The 18,718-nt window shown below is 65.0% G+C and carries 26 protein-coding genes; 8 read left to right on the forward strand and 18 right to left on the reverse strand.

Annotation, left to right across the window (positions count from 1 at the left end; genetic code table 11):
- The first annotated feature begins 23 nt into the window (after positions 1-23).
- The 7 genes from nagZ (at position 24) to E4F25_RS00870 (ending at position 6,422) form a co-directional block, all read left to right on the forward strand.
- Positions 24-1,037 carry a beta-N-acetylhexosaminidase gene (nagZ, locus tag E4F25_RS00840; RefSeq protein WP_140908403.1) on the forward strand — a complete coding sequence of 338 codons (1,014 nt, stop codon included), beginning with the start codon at positions 24-26 and terminating at the stop codon, positions 1,035-1,037.
- Positions 1,038-1,057: 20 nt separating this feature from the next.
- On the forward strand, positions 1,058-1,621 hold the full coding sequence (locus tag E4F25_RS00845; protein WP_181168272.1) for a hypoxanthine-guanine phosphoribosyltransferase: 564 nt from the start codon (positions 1,058-1,060) through the stop codon (positions 1,619-1,621).
- Complete coding sequence (locus E4F25_RS00850) at positions 1,618-2,388, forward strand: S-methyl-5'-thioinosine phosphorylase (RefSeq protein ID WP_140908405.1); 771 nt, start codon at positions 1,618-1,620, stop codon at positions 2,386-2,388. Before E4F25_RS00845 ends, E4F25_RS00850 begins: the two co-directional genes overlap by 4 nt.
- Before the next feature lie 95 nt (positions 2,389-2,483).
- On the forward strand, positions 2,484-2,693 hold the full coding sequence (locus E4F25_RS00855; RefSeq protein WP_140910243.1) for a cold-shock protein: 210 nt from the start codon (positions 2,484-2,486) through the stop codon (positions 2,691-2,693).
- A 107-nt stretch (positions 2,694-2,800) separates the two neighbouring features.
- Entirely contained in the window at positions 2,801-3,175 is a 375-nt protein-coding gene (locus E4F25_RS11545) for a sensory rhodopsin transducer (RefSeq protein ID WP_140908406.1), read from the forward strand.
- 5 nt (positions 3,176-3,180) lie between these two features.
- Complete coding sequence (locus E4F25_RS11550) at positions 3,181-4,155, forward strand: TIGR03885 family FMN-dependent LLM class oxidoreductase (protein WP_140908407.1); 975 nt, start codon at positions 3,181-3,183, stop codon at positions 4,153-4,155.
- Entirely contained in the window at positions 4,152-6,422 is a 2,271-nt protein-coding gene (locus E4F25_RS00870) for an amylo-alpha-1,6-glucosidase (protein ID WP_140908408.1), read from the forward strand. The genes E4F25_RS11550 and E4F25_RS00870 overlap by 4 nt, the downstream gene beginning before the upstream one ends.
- 27 nt (positions 6,423-6,449) lie before the next feature.
- Here the strand turns inward: E4F25_RS00870 and E4F25_RS00875 are convergent, their stop codons facing one another.
- From E4F25_RS00875 to E4F25_RS11675, 18 genes are all read right to left on the reverse strand, one after another.
- The gene (locus E4F25_RS00875; RefSeq protein ID WP_246069679.1) at positions 6,450-6,686 is read right to left on the reverse strand and encodes a hypothetical protein; all 237 of its coding nucleotides are present in this window, start codon (positions 6,684-6,686) and stop codon (positions 6,450-6,452) included.
- A gap of 6 nt (positions 6,687-6,692) precedes the next feature.
- Complete coding sequence (locus tag E4F25_RS00880; RefSeq protein WP_140908409.1) at positions 6,693-7,097, reverse strand: DUF1801 domain-containing protein; 405 nt, start codon at positions 7,095-7,097, stop codon at positions 6,693-6,695.
- Between the two features lie 71 nt (positions 7,098-7,168).
- Positions 7,169-7,525: a DUF2200 domain-containing protein gene (locus E4F25_RS00885; protein ID WP_140908410.1), complete on the reverse strand. Its 357-nt coding sequence runs from the start codon at positions 7,523-7,525 to the stop codon at positions 7,169-7,171.
- A 12-nt stretch (positions 7,526-7,537) separates the two neighbouring features.
- Complete coding sequence (locus E4F25_RS00890) at positions 7,538-8,020, reverse strand: MEDS domain-containing protein (protein WP_140908411.1); 483 nt, start codon at positions 8,018-8,020, stop codon at positions 7,538-7,540.
- The gene (locus tag E4F25_RS00895; RefSeq protein ID WP_140908412.1) at positions 8,017-8,208 is read right to left on the reverse strand and encodes a hypothetical protein; all 192 of its coding nucleotides are present in this window, start codon (positions 8,206-8,208) and stop codon (positions 8,017-8,019) included. The genes E4F25_RS00890 and E4F25_RS00895 overlap by 4 nt, the downstream gene beginning before the upstream one ends.
- 18 nt (positions 8,209-8,226) lie before the next feature.
- Complete coding sequence (locus tag E4F25_RS00900; RefSeq protein ID WP_140908413.1) at positions 8,227-8,607, reverse strand: hypothetical protein; 381 nt, start codon at positions 8,605-8,607, stop codon at positions 8,227-8,229.
- Positions 8,608-8,665: 58 nt separating this feature from the next.
- Positions 8,666-9,016 carry a hypothetical protein gene (locus tag E4F25_RS00905; RefSeq protein ID WP_140908414.1) on the reverse strand — a complete coding sequence of 117 codons (351 nt, stop codon included), beginning with the start codon at positions 9,014-9,016 and terminating at the stop codon, positions 8,666-8,668.
- A 180-nt stretch (positions 9,017-9,196) separates the two neighbouring features.
- Complete coding sequence (locus E4F25_RS00910) at positions 9,197-9,802, reverse strand: hypothetical protein (protein WP_140908415.1); 606 nt, start codon at positions 9,800-9,802, stop codon at positions 9,197-9,199.
- 42 nt (positions 9,803-9,844) lie between these two features.
- Positions 9,845-10,180, reverse strand: a complete 336-nt coding sequence (locus E4F25_RS00915; protein WP_220433165.1) for a hypothetical protein — start codon at positions 10,178-10,180, stop codon at positions 9,845-9,847.
- 1 nt (position 10,181) lies between these two features.
- Entirely contained in the window at positions 10,182-10,547 is a 366-nt protein-coding gene (locus E4F25_RS00920) for a DMT family transporter (protein ID WP_140908417.1), read from the reverse strand.
- Positions 10,548-11,248: 701 nt separating this feature from the next.
- Positions 11,249-11,587, reverse strand: a complete 339-nt coding sequence (locus tag E4F25_RS00925) for a cupin domain-containing protein (protein ID WP_140908418.1) — start codon at positions 11,585-11,587, stop codon at positions 11,249-11,251.
- Between the two features lie 54 nt (positions 11,588-11,641).
- Positions 11,642-11,992, reverse strand: coding sequence for a VOC family protein (locus E4F25_RS00930; protein WP_140908419.1), 351 nt, complete (start codon positions 11,990-11,992; stop codon positions 11,642-11,644).
- Between the two features lie 51 nt (positions 11,993-12,043).
- On the reverse strand, positions 12,044-12,376 hold the full coding sequence (locus tag E4F25_RS00935; protein ID WP_140908420.1) for a hypothetical protein: 333 nt from the start codon (positions 12,374-12,376) through the stop codon (positions 12,044-12,046).
- A gap of 28 nt (positions 12,377-12,404) precedes the next feature.
- On the reverse strand, positions 12,405-12,698 hold the full coding sequence (locus E4F25_RS00940; protein WP_140908421.1) for a hypothetical protein: 294 nt from the start codon (positions 12,696-12,698) through the stop codon (positions 12,405-12,407).
- Positions 12,699-13,920: 1,222 nt separating this feature from the next.
- The gene (locus E4F25_RS00950) at positions 13,921-14,340 is read right to left on the reverse strand and encodes a DUF4279 domain-containing protein (protein WP_140908423.1); all 420 of its coding nucleotides are present in this window, start codon (positions 14,338-14,340) and stop codon (positions 13,921-13,923) included.
- A gap of 675 nt (positions 14,341-15,015) precedes the next feature.
- Positions 15,016-15,300 carry an Imm32 family immunity protein gene (locus tag E4F25_RS00955; RefSeq protein ID WP_140908424.1) on the reverse strand — a complete coding sequence of 95 codons (285 nt, stop codon included), beginning with the start codon at positions 15,298-15,300 and terminating at the stop codon, positions 15,016-15,018.
- A gap of 116 nt (positions 15,301-15,416) precedes the next feature.
- Positions 15,417-15,992 carry a hypothetical protein gene (locus tag E4F25_RS00960; protein WP_140908425.1) on the reverse strand — a complete coding sequence of 192 codons (576 nt, stop codon included), beginning with the start codon at positions 15,990-15,992 and terminating at the stop codon, positions 15,417-15,419.
- 134 nt (positions 15,993-16,126) lie between these two features.
- Positions 16,127-16,420 (reverse strand): immunity 53 family protein, encoded by a 294-nt coding sequence (locus tag E4F25_RS11675; RefSeq protein WP_140908426.1) that lies wholly within the window; start codon positions 16,418-16,420, stop codon positions 16,127-16,129.
- A gap of 1,294 nt (positions 16,421-17,714) precedes the next feature.
- Between E4F25_RS11675 and E4F25_RS00970 the strand changes: the two genes are divergently transcribed.
- The gene (locus E4F25_RS00970) at positions 17,715-18,695 is read left to right on the forward strand and encodes an integron integrase (protein WP_455423385.1); all 981 of its coding nucleotides are present in this window, start codon (positions 17,715-17,717) and stop codon (positions 18,693-18,695) included.
- Positions 18,696-18,718 lie beyond the last annotated feature (23 nt).

Consider the following 18,718-nt stretch of genomic DNA (forward strand, 5'->3'; position numbering starts at 1 on the left):
CGGCGCTAGCGCCGCGACAACCAATGCTCGTAATCGGCATAGCCGGCACCGAACTCACCCCGCAGGAACGCGACTGGCTGCAGCACGACGCCTGCGCCGGCGTGATCCTGTTCGCCCGCAACTTCGCCTCGAAGGCGCAGGTCGCCGAGCTGTCGCAGGCGATCCGCGAGGGCGCGCCGCGCCCGCAGCTCATTTGCGTGGACCAGGAGGGCGGCCGCGTGCAGCGCTTCCGCGAGGGCTACGCCGCGCTGCCGCCGCTCGAGGGTTTCGGCAAGCTCTATGCCGCCGACCGCGAGCACGCGCTGCAGCTCGCGCGCGAGCACGCCTGGCTGATGGCCAGCGAAGTGCGCGCCAGCGGCGTGGACCTGAGCTTCGCGCCGGTGGTCGACCTCGGCCGCGGCAACCGCGCCATCGGCGACCGCGCGTTCTCGCCAGATCCCGAAGTGGTCGCGGCCTTCACCCGCGCCTACGTCGAAGGCATGCACGAGGCCGGCATGGCCGCGACCCTCAAGCACTTCCCCGGCCACGGCTCGGTGCTCGAGGACACCCACGTCGACGACGCGGTGGACGACCGCCCGCTGGAGGAGATCCGCGCGCTCGACCTGGTCCCGTTCGTCGCCGGAATCCAGGCCGGGGCCGACGCGGTGATGATGGCGCACGTGGTCTACCCGCGGGTCGCGCCGGAACCGGCCGGCTATTCGAAGCGCTGGATCGAGGACATCCTGCGCAGCGACCATGCTTCCGGGGGGCTGGGCTTCCGCGGCGTCGTGTTCTCCGACGACATCGGCATGGCCGCGGCGTTCTCCGCCGGCGGCGTGGGGGCGCGCATCCACGCCCACCTGGACGCCGGCTGCGACGTGGTGCTGGTCTGCCATCCGGAGCTGGTCGAGGATTCGCTGGCCGCGGTCGAGGGCCGCCGGCTCAACACCGCCGCGCTGATCGGGCTGATCGGCCGCGGCCCGATGGCCTGGGACGGACTGCTCGCCGATACCCGCTACGACGATGCCCGCGACCGGTTGGAAGGCGGACTCGCATGAGCAAGCCGACGACCGGGACCATGCCGCCGCTCGCCGAGGCGATGCAGCGCGCCGAGCTGATCCACGACCGCGCCACCATCGAGGCCGCCATCGAGGCCATGGCCGAACGCATCGTCGCCGACTACACGGCGCTCGACGCCACCGGCCCGGAACGCCGCCCGCTGTTCCTGACCGTTATGCACGGCGGCCTGCCGTTCGCGGCGCGGCTGGCGCTGGCGGTGGGCGCGCGCGGCTTCGACGCCGAGCTCGACTACCTGCACGCCACCCGCTACCGCGGCGCCACCACCGGCGGCGAGCTGGCCTGGAAGCACCGCCCGGCGACCCCGCTGCGCGGCCGCCGCGTGCTGCTGCTGGACGACATCGTGGACGAGGGCCACACCCTCGCCGCGGTCCGCGCCTGGTGCGACGGGCAGGGCGCGCGCGAGGTCCGGATCGCGGCCATGGTCACCAAGACCCACGACCGCTGCGTCGCCGGCCTGTGCGCCGACTACGCCGGCCTCGAGGTCCCGGACCGCTACGTGTTCGGCTACGGCATGGACTACCACGAGCAGGGCCGCAACCTGCCGGCGATCTACGCGCTATGACCACCTCCGCCGACGGCCAGCCCATCGACCTCGCCATCATCGGCGGTACCGGGGTCTACGCCCTGGCCGAGCTCGCCGACGTCGAGACCATCGAGCAGGAGACCCGCTACGGCCAGCCCTCGGGCCCGGTGCGCGTGGGCACGCTGGCCGGCCGCCGGGTGGCCTTCCTCGCCCGCCACGGCGAGGGCCACGGCGTGCCACCGCACCGCATCAACTACCGGGCCAATCTCGCTGCACTGCAACAAGCGGGCGCCCGCAGGGTGCTCGCGCTCAATACCGTCGGCGGCATCGGCGCCGGCTACCCGCCCGGCGCCCTCGGCTGCCCGGACCAGCTCATCGACTACACCTGGGGCCGGATCTCCACCCTGTGCGAGGAGCCGGGCACCGAGGTCCTGCACGTGGACTTCGGCGAGCCCTACACCGCGGCGCTGCGCCGCGAGCTGCTCGAGGCCGCGCGCCGCGCCGGCGTCCCGGTGGCCGACGGCGGCTGCTACGGCGCCACCCAGGGCCCGCGCCTGGAGACGAAGGCCGAGATCGCGCGCATGCGCCGCGACGGCTGCGACCTCGTCGGCATGACCGGGATGCCCGAGGCCGGGCTCGCCCGCGAGCTCGGCCTGGAGTACGCCTGCCTCGCCATCGTCGCCAACTGGGCGGCCGGCGCCGGGCCCGATCCGGACGAGGCCATCACCCTGGACGAGGTGCTGGCCAATGTCGCGTCCGCCACCGGCCGCGTGTCACGGATCGTCCAAGCCCTGCTGGCGGGGTGATTGCAAGCCGCCCCACGGCTTTGCATACTCGGCCCGTGCGCCGGCTGCCCCACGCGCCACGCACGCATACCATCCAGGACGAGGTCAGCAGCGATATGCAGTACGGCACCGTGAAGTGGTTCAACGACGCCAAGGGGTTCGGCTTCATCGCTCCCGAGGACGGCAGCGCCGACGTGTTCGTGCACTATTCGGCGATCAACTCGAAGGGATTCCGCAGTCTGCAGGAAGGCCAGCGCGTGAGCTATGAGGTCCAGCAGGGCCCGAAGGGCGCGCAGGCGGCAGGCGTGGAACCCGTCACCGCGTAACCCCAAATGTAGCGCCGGGCACGCCCGGCCGAAGCCCCGCCCCGGCGGGGCTTTTTTTTGCCTGCGTCATGACGCCGCCTGCGCACGGGCCCTGCAATGCTCCGCGCATGGACCCGATCGGACGCAAGCGCTGGGCGATCGCCGAAGGCTACATCCCGGCCTGGAGCAACGGCCCCGCGCCGCAACTGGAAAGCCACGAGACCTGCTGCATCCTCAATGCCGGCGACAGCGAGGCCACGGTGCGCATCACCGTGTTCTTCGCCGACCGCGAGCCGGCCGGCCCGTACACCGTCACCGTGGCGCCGCGGCGTACGGACCACCTGCGCTTCAACGCGCTCGAGGATCCGGAACCGATCCCGAAGGACACTCCGTTCGCCAGCGTGATCGAGTCGGACGTGCCGATCGTGGTCCAGCACACGCGCCTGGATTCGCGCCAGGCCGAGAACGCGTTGATGACCACCATCGCCTTCGCGGCGGACTGAGCGCCATGGCCAGGGTCGGCTACCACGCCTCGCACGAACAGTTCGCGCCCGACGCCTTGCTGCGCCTGGTCCAGCGCGCCGAGCAGGCCGGGTTCGGCGCCGCCATGTGCTCGGACCACTTCCACCCCTGGAGCAGCGCGCAGGGAAACAGCGGCCACGCCTGGACCTGGCTGGGCGCGGCGATGGCGACCACGGCGCTGCCGTTCGGCGTGGTCAACGCCCCCGGCGGCCGCTACCACCCGGCAGTGATCGCGCAGGCCGCGGCGACCCTCGCGGTACTGCACGGCGACCGCTTCTGGCTCGCCGTGGGAAGCGGCGAAGCGCTCAACGAGTGCATCACCGGCGAACCGTGGCCGCCCAAGGACCGCCGCAACGCCCGCCTGCGCGAGGCGGCCGAGGTGATGCGCGCGCTGTGGCGCGGCGAGGAGGTCAGCCACTTCGGCGAGGTGGTCGTGGACCGCGCCCGGCTCTACAGCCTGCCCGACACACCGCCGCCGCTGTTCGCCGCAGCCCTCAGCCCGGAGACCGCGCGCTGGGCCGGCGGCTGGGCCGACGGCCTGATCACCGTGACGCAGCGGCGCGACAAACTGCGCGAGCTCATCCAGGCCTTCCGCGAGGGTGGCGGCGAGGGCAAGCCGGTGCGCCTGCAGGTCAAGCTGTCGTGGGCGCCCGACGAGGCCGCCGCGCGCGACGGCGCGCTCGAGCAATGGCGCACCAACATCTTCGACGGCAGCGTCGCCGCGGACCTGCGCACGCCGGCGCAGTTCGAGGCGGCGGCGAAGTTCGTGCGCGCCGAGGACGTGGCCGGGTCGGTACGCATCTCCTCCGACCTCCAGCGCCACGCTGCGTGGTTGCGGGAAGACCTCGAGTCCGGCGCGGACCAGTTGCTGCTGCACAACGTCAACCGCGGGCAGGAGGCGTTCATCGACGCCTTCGGCGCGAGCGTGCTGCCGCAGCTGCGTGGCGAGGGCGGCGCGTGAGCCCGCCGCTCGGCGACGTCGCCCGCAGCATCGCGCGCCTGCAGGTGCGCGCCGACGCGCTGCTGGTCAGCCGCGGCGACACCGTGCTCTCGACCCAGCGCGACGGCTTCATCGAGCCGGGCGAGGAGCAGGGCCTGTTCGTGCACGAGACCCGCATGCTCAGCCTGTACCGCTGCCGCATCGGGCGCCAGCGCCCGTATCCGGCGGCGGTGTCCAACATCCGCCAGGACCACTGGATGGGCTACTACATCGTGCGCGCGCCGGGGCAGGGCGGCGAAGGCGGCGAGGAGGGCGGCGTGCGCGCGGCCTCGCAGGAGGCGCTGGAGCTGCGCGTCACCCGCGTGGTCGGCGAGGGCATGCACGAGGACCTGGACCTCACCAACTACACGCAGCAGCCCACCAGCTTCCGCCTGTCCTTCGAGCTCGACGCCGACTTCGCCGACCTCGACGAGACCCAGGGCGAGCGCAAGCAGAAGGGCACCCTGAAGCGCCGCTGGAAGCGCAGCGGCGACGGCGGCGAGTTGCGCTTCGACTACCGCGCCGAGCACGCCTACGACGAACAGGGCCACCGCGGCACCGCCCGCACCGAGCGCAGCCTGGTGTTGTCGATCACGCAAGCCGATTCGCCGCCGCTGAGGCGCGGACGCCGGATCTGGTTCGACATCGAGCTGCCGCCACGGGGGCGCTGGCACGCCTGCTTCAGCTGGAAGGCGATCGTGGACGGCGACACGCTCGAGCCGCCGTGCTGCACGCGTACCCGCGACGGCGACGGCGACGGGCCGGGCAGCGGGGACCAGGCCTGGCAGGACGAGGCCACGCACTTCGAGACCCCGGAGAGCCGCACGCTGACGCCGGTGGTGATCGAGGCGCTCGAACGCGCGCGCGGCGACCTCGCGGCCCTGCGCCTGCACCGGCTCGATCGCGGCGAGCGCGCGTGGACGGTGACCGCCGGGCTGCCGATGTTCCTGGCCCTGTTCGGCCGCGATTCGCTGACCGCCGGCTGGCAGTCGGCGCTGCTCGGCCCGGAGATCATGCGCGGCACGCTGCCGGCGCTGGCCGACTGCCAGGGCAGCCGCGACGACCCCTGGCGCGACGAGCAGCCGGGCCGCGTGCTGCACGAGGCCCACACCGGCCCGCTCGGCAAGCTGCGCTTCAAGCCCAAGGCGCGCGACTACTTCTCGCTGACCGCCTCGGGGCTGTACCCGTTCGTGGTCGCGCAGCTGTGGCAGTGGACCGGCGACCGCGACGCCGTCGCCCCGTTGATCGACCCGGCCCTGCGCGCGCTGCACTGGCTCGACACCCATGCCCGCGACGAGCGCGGCTTTTACGCCATCGGCACGCGTTCGGAGCAGGGCATGGACAACCAGACCTGGAAGGACTCCGGCGACGCCCTGGTGGACGAGCACGGCAACAAGTGCGAGCAGCCGGTCGCCACCTGCGAGGAGCAGGCGATCGTCTACGCCGCCAAGCTGGCGCTTGCCGACGTGCTGCGCGACTTCGGCCGCAAGGACGAGGCCAGGGCGATGCGCCGCCAGGCGCAGGAACTGCAGCGGCGCTTCAACGAGGCCTACTGGATGCCCGACGCCGGCTTCTTCGCCATGGGCCTGGACCCGAAGGGACGCCAGGTGCGCTCGATCGGCTCCAATGCGCTGCACTGCATGGCGCTGGGCATCGCCGAGGCCGAGCTCGCGCCGACCGTGATGGAACGCCTGTTCCAGCCCGACCTGTTCAGCGGCTGGGGCATCCGCACGCTGTCCAGCGAGCACCCCGCCTACAACCCCTACGCCTACCACCGCGGCACCATCTGGCCGGTGGAGCACGGCCCGTTCGTGGTCGGCGGCTACCGCTACGGCTGCCATGCCGAGGCCGAGCGCGTGTGCAGCGCGATGTTCCAGGCGGCGGCGCTGTTCCAGTACCGGCGCCTGCCGGAATGCTTCGCCGGCCACCCGCGCGACGACGACCACCCGTTCCCGGCGATCTACCCGGCGGCCAACGTGCCGCAGGCCTGGTCCGCGTCCACCGTGGTGACCATGCTCCAGGCCATGCTCGGGGTGTACGCGCACGCGCCCTCGGGCGTGCTCTACCTCGACCCGCGCCTGCCCGAGTGGCTCCCGGAGATCACCTTGCGCAACCTGCGGGTCGGCGAAGCGGGCCTGGACCTGCGCTTCGCGCGCCAGGCCGATGGCACCAGCACCTACGAGATCCTCGACCAGCGCGGCAAGCTCGAGGCACGCCGCCGCGCCATCCCGTTCGGCGCCGACCTGTAGGGGGGCGCCAGCGCCGCGACACGATGCTCAATCGGTATCGTTCTTCCACGCCCCGCGCAGGTTGAGCGCGAACAGCCCCAGCTGCAGCACGATCAGCGCCCACGCGGCCGCCTGCCAGCCCCATGCGATCCACAGCACGTTGCTGGCCACGAACCACCAGAACCCGTGCTCGCGCCGGCGCTTGTCCTGCGAGGCCACCAGCCATGCCGCGTACAGCGTGACCGCCATCGCCGGCCACTGCAGCAGGTCGAGCCAGGCGGGCACGCGCGGCTACTTCCAGCCGGGCACGTCGGCGGCCTGCCGGATCCAGGCCTTCAGCTCGTCGGATCCGGCTTCCTCGGCCGACCTGATCTTGATGTAGCGGGAATCGCCCTCGCCAAGCGGCGGCGGAGGATCGAGCTTCTTCCCGCCATGGAACACGACGTTGACCGAGACGTCGTAGGCCACCAGCTCGATGATCCAGCCGCGATCCGGCAGCCCGTAGAACGCATTCTTCCACTTCACCGCGTATTCCAGGCCGTCGATGGTGTCGCGGATCAGCTTGTCGACCTTCTTCACCACCGGCTGCAGGCCCGGCATCGCCTCGTCGATCCAGTCGGCGATCACCTCGTGGCTGTCCGCGGCTTCCGGCGGCTTCTTGCCGCTGGTGCCCTTGGGGGCGGGCTTGTTCGCCATAGGGTCGATCCTCTGTCTGACTCCCGGAAAGGATGCGCCGGGCCGGGTCATTGCCGCGTCACGTGCGCCCGTCATGCCTCCTTTCGCAGGATCTTCGCCATGGGCCTGCCCTTGGCGAGCTCGTCCACGAGCTTGTCCATGTAGCGGACCTTGCGCATCAGCGGATCCTCGATCTCCTCCACCCGCACGCCGCAGACCACGCCCTTGATGAGCGCTGCGTTGGGATGGAACGCCGGTGCCTGGTCGAAGAAGGTCTCGAGATCGGTCTCCTGGTCGATCTGTCGCTGCAGGCCGGCCTGGCTGTAGCCGGTCAGCCAGCGCAGGACCTCGTCCACCTCGTCCCGCGTGCGTCCCTTCCGCTCCGCCTTCTGCACGTACAGCGGGTGGATCTTCGCGAACTTCAGCCGGCGGATCCGCTCCTGCGTCATCCGTCGCCCCCGCTACGCGGCCCGGATCGGCGCCGGATGGGTCCGCCGCAGCGCCACCGACTTGAGGAAGTCGAGCGGCTCGACGTAGAAGGGATTGGCGCGGACCTGCTCGCCCAGGACCACGTGCGAGTGCGTGGCCAACGCATCGGCCACGACCTGGCCGCTGCAGGCGTTGACGTTGTAGACGCAGAGCAGCGAGCAGTCGTACTGCGGGGCGAGCAGGTTCACCTTGGCCTCGTACGCCATCAGCTCGTCCGTGGTCTGCAGGTTGCGCAGCACCCAGTCCGCATCGCCGCCCGCGCGCATCCGCTCCAGGTGCTCGTCGTGGAAGTCCGCCTCGACGATGGTGACCAGCGATTCGCCGGCCTCCAGCCCCTCGCGGAAGTACGGATTGAGGATCCGGTACTGCTCGTCGGTGGACGAGACGAAGGCGCAGACGTGCTGGCAAGGCACCGATTGCCCGCACAGCGTGACGGAGGGGGCGGGTCCGGTCATGGCCGGGCGACCACTCCCACGTAGCCGAGCCAGAGCAGGGGCGCCAGCAGCAGCCCGCCGGCGACGCCGGAAGCGATGCCGCCGAAGGCCACCCCGAACAGCAGGCCGCCGAGGCAGCCTGCGAAGACGAAGCCCGACAGGCTCCGTGACGCCCGGTCCAGGTCGATGATGCGGTTCTTGCTCGGCACTGCGGAGTCCCTCCCAGGTCAGAACACGCTGTCGGCCCCATCCTGCGGCCTGTACGCCCCGTCAGGCAACCCCCCTGGCCATGTGATCGTGCAGGAGCCTGGCGACCTCTTCCGGGGAGCCTCCTGGCAGTCCGTGAGGTCGAACACCGCGCGAGCGAATGGCGGGAGCGAGTAGTCAGCAGCATCGAGGAGGTCGTCCATGGCGAACTCCGCACCATCGGCATCGAGTTCTCCGCCGATTAGGCGCTCCGCTACGGCAAGTGCGAATGCGTCGCAGAACTCCGGGATGGCTACGCCATGGATTTCGGAGATCTGCGCCAGCGTCTCCGGGAAAAGCGCGCTCTCGCCATTCGTGACCGTCGCGTAATGATGGAGCAAGGTCGCGATTGCCTGCTGCATGCTGGCAGGGCCACTCAAGTGCGGTTCTCCGGACGCATTGCCAGGCCTGCGACGGCTCCTATCGCGACCCATCGGTGATCGCATCCACGATGAGCAATGAGAACAGCAGCACGATGAAGCAGGTCAGCGCAGCCAGCACGTATTTGCGTGTGTTGCGGTAGATGGCCAGGAGATCCGGGGAGATCGGCTCACCAAGGTACTTCCCCGATTGGATGGCTCGAAACAACTTGGTAGTGCGCCCCGGCGAAAGAAAGGAGGGCGGATCGGCACCTATCAATCGGGTATAGAGATGCGGATGCAGTCGCTGGAAGCCTTTGCCGAAGTCGTGCAGCGCCGTGAATGCCATCACATACAGGGGACCGATAGCCACGAACGACAGGAGGGACAGGACGTACAGGAAGCTGAGCATTCTTTACTCACCCTTATAGCCTTTTCTGTCAGGGGGCGCCCCGGTCCTCGGGAAAGACATCGGAGACCATGACCGTAAGACCCATGGCGGGAGACGAAGCGCACCCGGCTAGCACTGCTGCAAGGACCACGCTGCCAAGGCGATGCAATTTCGGCTTCAATGCATTGTTGGCCACCGCTATTACCTCTGAGATGGAGGAGGGGGCGTTGGATAGACCTCCAGGGGCGAAACCAGATCATCCCTCGGAAAGTCGTCCGGTACCGGCTCGCCGCGGATGATTGACTTCACCACGTCCACCGCGGGCGACCGTTTGAGGTCCTCATGGTAGTGGTCACGGGTGAGGTCGAGCAGTGCCACATCCGTGCCCCACGGATGCAGCTCCGGTCCGCTTTGCGATGTGGCCGCCAGGTAGACCTGGCCTACGCTCATGCGTATGGATCCGCAGTTGCGGAAGCTGTACCTGATGCGTTTGAACGAAGCGCCATCACCCCTCAGTGAATCCACAACCCGGATGTGGGCGACGATGTATTCCGTGTAGGCGGCGCCGCCCAATGGCTCGCGGATGTAGGACGCGCTCGTCACCTGGAAAACGAAGACGTTGGGAGCGGCCGACACGATGTCCCTGAAGGCGGTCTTCGGAGGGTCGGCACAGGCGAGTGCTGCCCCAACCGGCGCCAGGCTTAGAACTCCTATCAGGAACATGTTCTTGCCGCGCCTCGAAAAGGCGATAAAGCAGAAGAACACCAGGAGCAACAGCACCACACCGAAGAAGATCAGGTCCCCCATGAGCTCCCCTTGAAACGTGACACTCCAATGCAAGCCGCATCGTCAGGCCCCGCCGAGCCGAACAAGCGGCAGGTGAGGATAGATCAGGTAGGCGGCCAATGGGACGCCAATGCCAATTGCGAGCATGCGAATCGCGCCGCGCATATCACGGAAGCGGGAGGGCAGGGCAAGGACTACGGATAGGGCGAGGCAGGCAACGGACAGTCCCAGGACCGCAAACCACAGCAGGCCCTCGAGAACGTCGGCAACGCCATAGGGCTCGCCTGGAGCGGGCAGCCAATTCGGCTGCACCAATGAGCGGTACAGCAGGGAAATGACCAGCAGCAGCACGCAGCTGACGCCTAACAGGAATGGGATGCGAACGATCAAGGTTTGCATGCTAGACCTGCACGGCATAGTACGTAGCGTACTGGCCAGCCAAGGTAAGCATGCCGGCCGCCAGCATGGCGGCAAGGAACAGCAGCGTCGCAATCGCCCCCGACTTGGCGCCTCGAGACCTGAAGAAGTAGTAGGTCAGCCCGACAATGGCAATTGCAAAAACGCCGGCGTCCAGCCAAGGGGAGGTCTTGTAGCCACGCTGCTTTGAATCGATCCGATACCAGGCAAAGAGAAGGACGGCTCCGCTAATCACATGGAACCAGTCGATCGGGGACTGGGAGGCGCCAGGCCAGTAATACTGGGCGATCGCGCCGGTGGCGAACGAAAGCCCGGCGATCACCAGGGCTATGGTGGGTTTCGGGCTCATGAGGTCTTGGCAGCTTCGCGGAGCCGCCCAACACTGCGTTCGAGTGCGACCGCACCGCCGCTGAAGAAGGTTCGAATCAGCCTGGGGACGTGGTGCAGTGGCATGTCCATGACTGTCCTGGTCACGGTGCGCCGCCACAGGAACCCCAGAACCCTGCTTGGAAAGTGGTGGTGGACCAAGGCCGTCGTTGGTCCAGGGCACACATGAAGAATCTGGCCGTCCCCACGGACCATGCCAATCCCCGCTGGGCAAGCATCCAGGCCGCTTTCCTCTCGCTCCCGCATGGAAGCATCCTCAGTCAGCCAATCGTGCGCCTGGAGGGAGTCGAGCACGGAGCCGACGTCTGCTCGCAAAGCCCGCCAGGAGAGATCCGATGATTGGAGCCAACACTCCATAGCTGCCCAACACTCAAGTTGAGCCGCATCGTGCAGCGGGGTGGGCCGGGTGGCAAGCTTTACCTGCCGCCTGGGCCAGCCTGCGGAACGATGCCGGCGCGAAACATTTCGTCCGATACAACGCGGCTCCCCGAGCAGACAGCGGCTAGCTTACTCATGACGATTTCCGCCCGCTTTGGTGCGCACAAGCCGATAGAAGTGTTGTCAGGAACATCAGCGACAAAGCACGCATGACTATCCTCTCGGGGTCGCCGGTCAGCGGGTCGTCGGAGTCGTTGCCCCAGCGAATGACTTCGAACAGCCGCATCACACGCGGTCGCCATGGCTCGGCGGCGCGGACACGACGAGGAACTCCAGGTCCTCCGTGCCGTCGTTGGCGAGTTGGTGCGGCAGCCCCGGCGGAACCGGGTATCCCTCGCCGGGGCCGAGCTGCACGATCCGGCCGTCAACCTCGAGCGTTGCGACGCCGGAGAGGACATGGAAGAACTGGTAGGCGTGCCGGTGGTAGTGCCGAACCTCACGCCGGCCAGGAGGCACGCGCTCCTGGATCACGCTCAATCCCGGCGACTTGAGCAGGTGCCAGCCATCGCAGTCGCCACCCCAGATGTAATGCTCGGCGTTGTGGCGGCTGATGACGCCGGTCATAGGTGCCACCCCGCTGCTAGCCCAACGGCAACGCCCTTGCGTTGGGCGGGCCGTTCACAAATGCTCAAGGACATTGAGGAGCCTACCAAAGGGGTCGCGCACATAGAAGCGACGAACGCCCCACGGCTCTTCCACAGGTCCGTACTCGATGTCGATACCAGCTTGCCGGGCCCTGCTCAAAGCACTGGATAGATCATCGACCTCAACGGACAGGTCGGGAACCGGCGTGCCAGAGCCACCCTGCGATGCAACGCTGATTTGAACAGTCATCTCCTGGCTTGAACCGAACGTCTGGATCCATCCGTGATCCATCAGTAGGTCCAGGCCCAGTAGATCCTGATAGAAGGCCTGGGCCGCTGCAGGATCAGGAGCTTCAATGTTGGCGACGACGCGCAGGACTTTCATGGCCCTGCCGCCAGGGCCGGCCTGCGGAACGATGTTGGCTTGAACGCAATGTTAGGGCTCACCGCCGCCACCTTGATAGTTGAAGGCGAGAACAGCCGAAGCTTCGAATAAGGTGGCAAGCTCTGCGCCTTGGCAGCACGTTCGAAGATCCTGTTGCATCTGACGAAACGGAATTCTGGCCAAGCTGGATTGGAAGGTGGCAGGAACGATGGCGACGATGCGACCCGCTACCCAGTACTCGAGCTTTTCGGTTTCGTCACCCGGAGGAAGGGAAAGGTATGTGCTGCAGGTTATGTTGGCGGTGGACATCAAGTGCATTGGCACGTCCGAAGCACCCACGCCGAACGGTAGCAAGCTGAAGAAGAGCGCAAGTCCGTAGCGCATAAGATCCTCCCTGAGGCCTAACGCACTGTCAGGCCGCACGCGTACGCTTCCGTTTGGTCACCAGCGTACCGAATTGCCCACTGGCGACGCCGAGCAAGCCGCATTGGAGCCCGACAAGCAGCGGGTTCTCTACGTACGAGATACCGTAGTAGACCGCCAAGCTGAAGAACGCGACGAAGAACACGACAGAGATGATCGAGCGAATGAGGCCTGGGCTGTCAAGACGCTTGAGTGCGTATTCGATCGGCGCCGAAAATGCCATTGCGACGAAAGCGGCGGCGCCTAATGTCAGTGCAGCAGCTTGCCATTTCTCAGGGGTCATAGATCCTCCTGCGGCCTAACACTCAAGTTAAGCCGCATCGTGCAGCGGGGTGGGCCAGGTGGCAAGCTCTACCTGCCGCCTGGGCCAGCCCGCGGAACGGTGTCGGCTTGAATGAATTGTTAGGCCGCATGCTACCGCAGCCACATGAGGTAGTCGCAATGTCCTTCCTGGGCCTTGCAGAAGAAGGCCCAAGTTGAGTCCTCGTCGCGGAAAGACCATGCGGAGTACCCACGGCGGGTGTATGCCCCAACTGTTGCCTCCCAGTCGGCGAAACGGCTAGTAGTTGGGGCTCCTTTGGACAGTCGCTTGAAAAGCCAATCCGCGTCCGCGGGGTTGAAGGAGAACTCTCCCTCAGAAATGTTTACGTCTAGATCGTTCTCAGTGCGGATCTTGGTAGTCGAGGCGGGCAACACTTCAGGTAGCCACCCGCGATCGAAAAGTCCGTCGGCTCTAGCTTCTTCAAGCGTCCCGTACCGACTCGTAACCGTGTATGGCTCGCACCCGAGCAAGGAAAGCAGCACTCCGATTGCGACGATGCGTTTCATGCGGCCTAACGCTCAAGTTAAGCCGCATCGTGCAGCGGGGTGGACCAGGTGGCAAGCTCTACCTGCCGCCTGGGCCGGCCTGCGGAACGATGTCGGCTTGAACGCATTGTTAGGCCGCCCCCGGCTCATCGTCTTGACCGTATACATCAAAATCCAGCCCTACGCCAAGCGCACCGAACTTGCTCAGCAGGCTGGGACTAAGCTCGAATCCGGTGTTAAAGCTCTCTAGGAAAAAGCCAATGAAGAGCTTCACTGATCCACCCGATCGCGTGTGATCAGTCAAAAATGTACTGTGTTCCGTTAGCCAGTTAGCGATATGGGACAGGCCGCTCTCAATGTTCTCGTGAAGGGATGTGTCCAGCGGGGCCGTCCAGTACGACTCGCCACGAGTCCCTTTGAGTGGCCTGCCACGAGGTGTAGCGCGAGCATCCCCAGCTTCCCATTGTCGAGACGGCACTAAGCCAAACTCACGCGAGCAATTAGAGAGATCCGCCGTTGGATGCACCATGCGGAGAGATGCTTTGAACCGATAAGGTTGGGGTTCTAGCTCCATGCGGCCTAACGCCTAAGTTAAGCCGAATTGCAGCGCGTAGCTGGCCACATGGCAAGCTTTTTCTGCCATGTGGACGGCGTAGCGATGCAATTTCGGCTTGAACGCAATGTTAGGCCTCTGTCTGCTAGTCAGAACTGAGTTGATAGATGTCCAGCACAAGTTCAATCGATCGATCCGCCAACGCTGTAAGCGTCTCGGAAGGCAACGCAATCACCTCATTGCCCTCGGACATAAAGAATCCACAGAACAGGTCTAGCTGAAACTTAGGATCCAAGCTGCTCCAAATTGCCAGATCAGAAGGGAGAAGGTTAAGAATTGCGCGGATCTGTGAGTCTAGGTCGGCAGGCTCGCTTCTCTCCACCTCAATCCGCCACATCCCTTGTCTTGCAAGTCTCGGCCCGCCATCCTTTCCTCGACCTGGAAGTACGTCGCCCTTTGCGTAGGAATCAGTCGCGGTAACGCCCAATAACCCTTCGATCTCGGAAGGTACTAAAGTTTCTCCGAAGATGCGGAGGGTTACGGTTGACTCACTTTGATGTGTCATAAGGCCTAACACTCAAGTTAAGCCGCATCGTGCAGTGGGGTGGGCCAGGTGGCAAGCTCTACCTGCCGCCTGGGCCAGCCTGCGGAACGATGTCGGCTTGAATGCATTGTTAGGCCTCTCGGTGCGCTCCGAGCTTACCCCGGTGGTCACCTTGTGGGCTTGAGGTGGAGGAGCTGGATTTGCCCCACAGAAGCCACGCGCAAGCGAACAGGAATGCGAGGTTTACTACTGCTACTGCAATGGCGCGGGACATGACGGACGGGAAGGCGAGCGAAAGGAAAGGAACAGCTCCAGCTCCAAACGTCCACGCGATCAGGGGGAAGGGAAGGAGTAGGTAGAGGCTCCAGCGTTTAATGCGGAGTGCACCCACGAGTGCAAGCATCGGTAGCAGAATGAAAAGGACGCGCAGCACGTCCATTGTGGTCTGCAGCAAACCGGGCGTGTACTGAAAGTTGGAGTAGCGAAGTTCAATGAAGGGCCACAAGAACACCCCTGGGATACTCAAAGCAGCCGTAAGCGCCAAGCACGCAAGCGCGGTTGTCGGGATATGTATGCGGCGCTTCATAGGGAGCCTAACGCTCAAGTTAGCCGCATCGTGCAGCGGGGTGGGCCAGGTGGCAAGCTTCACCTGCCGCCTGGGCCAGCCTGCGGAACGATGTCGGCTTGAACGCAATGTTAGGTGCCATCGACAGCGTCACCCATTTTGGCCGGCCATCCGAAAACCTTAAGGTGGTGAATCAGGCGATTCTCAGAGTTATGCAGAGTTTGAGCCAGGTCGCCCGAGCCCCATGCCTCTGTAAAGAAATGATCGTGAGGGAAGTCGCCTGCTTCAACTCGTTCCGCGAGTCTCTCGAGCACTTTTGCCAAGAGCCTGAGACCAGCCGGATTAGCATGCAGAAAGGCCTCGTCGCCGGAAGCGGAGGTTTCGAGCGACAGCCAATGATCGTTGCTTCTGCTCATGGCGCCTAACGCCTAAGTTAAGCCGAATTGCAGCGCGTAGCTGGCAACATGGCAAGCTCTTTCTGCCATGTTGACGGCGTAGCGATGCAATTTCGGCTTGAACGCATTGTTAGACATCAGCCCTTTCTCCGGCCTTTGAACCAGTTGACCAGCTTTTTGACGTCGACTCCGAGTCCGCCCACGTTTGGCTCCAAGATTAGAGCGTCAACTAGGGCGCCGTGCTCACCTTTCCGCATCTCGCGAACGATCGTAAAGTCTTTGATCTTCCTGCGCTCCGTGATATCACCGAATATCTTCTCAAGAAGAACAACAACATCTCCCGGGTTTTTGCATAGCTCTCGAATCTTAAGAAATATCAATGAGTCACTGATCTCGTTAGGCGGTTGTTTGCCATTGGAGTCAATGAAGTAGCTTGGATGAATGGTCGTAATAAGAATGGCGGGGAGAACCGTACTTGGCCCTTGTCCATTTATCTCTACCCAGGAAAGGACCTCCGAGCAGAAATGACTATCGGGAAGCCCCTTGACCATTACCGCATCGTTTGCGGCACACATAGCAGCGATCCGCTCGAGGTTTGCCTTGAGAATGTCAGAAACCGGTTCGTTCCAATTGCAATAGTCGAGGACGTACAAATAGTACGAGCGTGATTCAGACAGCGGCAGGTCAGAAACTGAGCTCACGTAAAGTCCCAAGTCACTCTCCCGTGATGTCTAACGCTCAAGTTAAGCCGAATTGCAGCGCGTAGCCGGGCACATGGCAAGCTTTTTGTGCCATGTGGCTGGCGTAGCGATGCAATTTCGGCTTGAACGCATTGTTAGGCTGCGCATCATCGCCCCGCCCACTCGAGGAAAGTACCCAGGATTTCAGCGAGGTTGCGAACGCCGCCGGTTCCAACAAAGGCGCGAGACTCTACTCTGCAATGAATCCAATCCGGATCAGCCTCAGAGTCACCGCGCTCGAGCACCACAAAGTCACGCCCTTCAAGCTCAGTGTCCGCCAAGTCGATTCGAACGACCCAACCCGGATTGTCCAAGGTATCGATTTCAACGCCATACGAGTGCTCCCAGTCGCCGTCACAGTGGGACTGGTACCAATCTTGAAGTCGCTGAAGTTCGTTCATTAGCGGCCTAACGCTCAAGTTAAGCCGAATTGCAGCGCGTAGCCGGGCACATGGCAAGCTCTTTGTGCCATGTGCCCGGCGTAGAGATGCAATTTCGGCTTGAACGCATTGTTAGGCCGCTGCGCGTCAGTTTAGAAGACGTTGAATGAGTTGGAGCACTTGGCTGCTACTGGAAATGGTTGCTACGTTTGCTGCGAACGCCGTCATGCCCTCTACGGCGCCGGTGACACGCCGGAGGAGACTGCTCTTTGTTACGTACTCCTGTCGCCTGGCGGGACGAATGCTTTGGAGCTCTTGAAGCAGGCGCGCCAAGGATCTGGGATCCGTGTCGCGAGGTAGACCAATCTGCTCTAACAGAGAAGCGTGGCGCAGGATGGTGACTCCACTGCCCGCGTTACCCTCGACGATCAAGCCCTCAGCGTCGAGCTCTACGTCGCCCTCGATCCGCACTCCATCGCCACCGTTATTGCGAGACACCAAGTCTTTAATACGGATTGGCATGACTGATCTCCATGAGGCCTAACACTCAAGTTAAGCCGCATCGTGCAGCGGGGTGGGCCAGGTGGCAAGCTCTACCTGCCGCCTGGGCCAGCCCGCGGAACGGTGTCGGCTTGAACGCATTGTTAGGGCTAAGTGCGACCTCACGGAGTCGAACCCGAGACTGATTAGGCTTGATCGAATTGCTATCTCCCGTGACCGGGTGGCCGCTCTACCCATGTCTTTTGTGAGCGAATCATCCATAACAAGCAATAGTAGGCCAGCACGACAATAGTCAAAAGGAGCGCCCAGTAAATATACGGGGAGCTGATTTGAAGCGACGCAAGCCTCATCATTGAGACTCCAACGAGTACGGCTGAAAGGAATGCGGCCAAGCAACGCAGCCGTGCTCCTAACGGAAGCACGAGCCAAGTGTGGCAGTGGGGGCATTGCAACTGGCCGCCCCTGCCACTAGGCGGCTTGCCCCCACCAAAACGGTAGTCGATTACGCCCCAATAGTCGGAAAGCGACCAACTGAGGGGCTCAGCGCAACGTGGGCAATGGACAGGAGCTTTAGCCACAGGCCTAACACCTAGTCGATTGAAAAACGGGGTGTAGACGGGCGGGATAGCCCCATCCAGCCTGTCCGCTCGCGATCGGAAAAACCCCACGTATCCAACGCCTTATCCCCGACGGTGCGGCCTAAATCTGCGGCCTAGTCTTGCCGTGTATTCCGGATGCCTGGAAACACGCCCCGATGGGATCGTCTCACCGCGAAACCCCGCCCGCAAGCGAGCCACCAGCCGCCACGGACACCGTGGCCAGCCCGCTCGAGGCGGACCGCCCCGGCAAGCTGCTCGCCGAAGCCCGCGCCCGCATGCGCCGCCTCGGCATGGCGCTGCGCACCGAGCAGGCTTACGTCGGCTGGATCCGGCGCTTCATTCTCGCCAACGGCAAGCGCCATCCGTGCGGCATGGGCGCATTGGAGGTGGAGGCCTTCCTGACGCACCTGGCCATGCAGGGCAGGGTGGCAGCGTCCACCCAGAACCAGGCGCTTTCCGCGCTGCTGTTCCTGTATCGTGAGGTCCTCGGGGTCGAGCTGCCGTGGATGGAGGAGATCCGCCGCGCCAAGCGTCCCAAGCGGCTGCCGGTGGTGCTGGCCCGCGAGGAGGTGCAGGCGCTGCTCGACGAGCTCGACGGCATCCACTGGTTGATGGCCAGTTTGCTGTACGGCACTGGGATGCGGCTGATGGAGTGCGTCCGTCTGCGGGTCAAGGACGTGGACTTCGGCCGCGGCGAGATCACCGTGCGCCAGAGCAAGGGCGCAAAGGACCGCCGCACAATGCTGCCGGCGCGCCTGCGCGATCCGCTGCGCGCGCAATTGCGCGAAACGCAGCGCATCCACCAGCGCGACCTGGCGGCGGGCTTCGGCGAGGTCTGGTTGCCCGACGCGCTGGAACGCAAGTACGTCGGCGCCGCGCGCGAGTGGGGCTGGCAGTACGTGTTCCCGGCCCGGCGGCGGAGCGTGGATCCGCGCAGCGGGGTGGTGCGCCGGCACCACCACGAAGAGAGCCTGCTGCAGCGGGCGGTGAAGTCGGCGGTGCGCCGCGCGGGCATCGCCAAGCCGGCCACCTGCCACACCCTGCGCCATTCCTTCGCGACCCACCTGCTCGAGGACGGCTACGACCTGCGCACCATCCAGGAGCTGCTCGGCCACAAGGACGTCGCCACCACCCAGGTCTACACCCACGTCCTCAACCGCGGCGGCCACGGCGTCCGCAGCCCGCTGGATCGTTAGCAGGATCGGCCGTTCGCCCGGGC

Origin of the sequence: Cognatiluteimonas lumbrici (assembly GCF_006476065.1) — a bacterium.
Taxonomy (GTDB): domain Bacteria; phylum Pseudomonadota; class Gammaproteobacteria; order Xanthomonadales; family Xanthomonadaceae; genus Cognatiluteimonas; species Cognatiluteimonas lumbrici.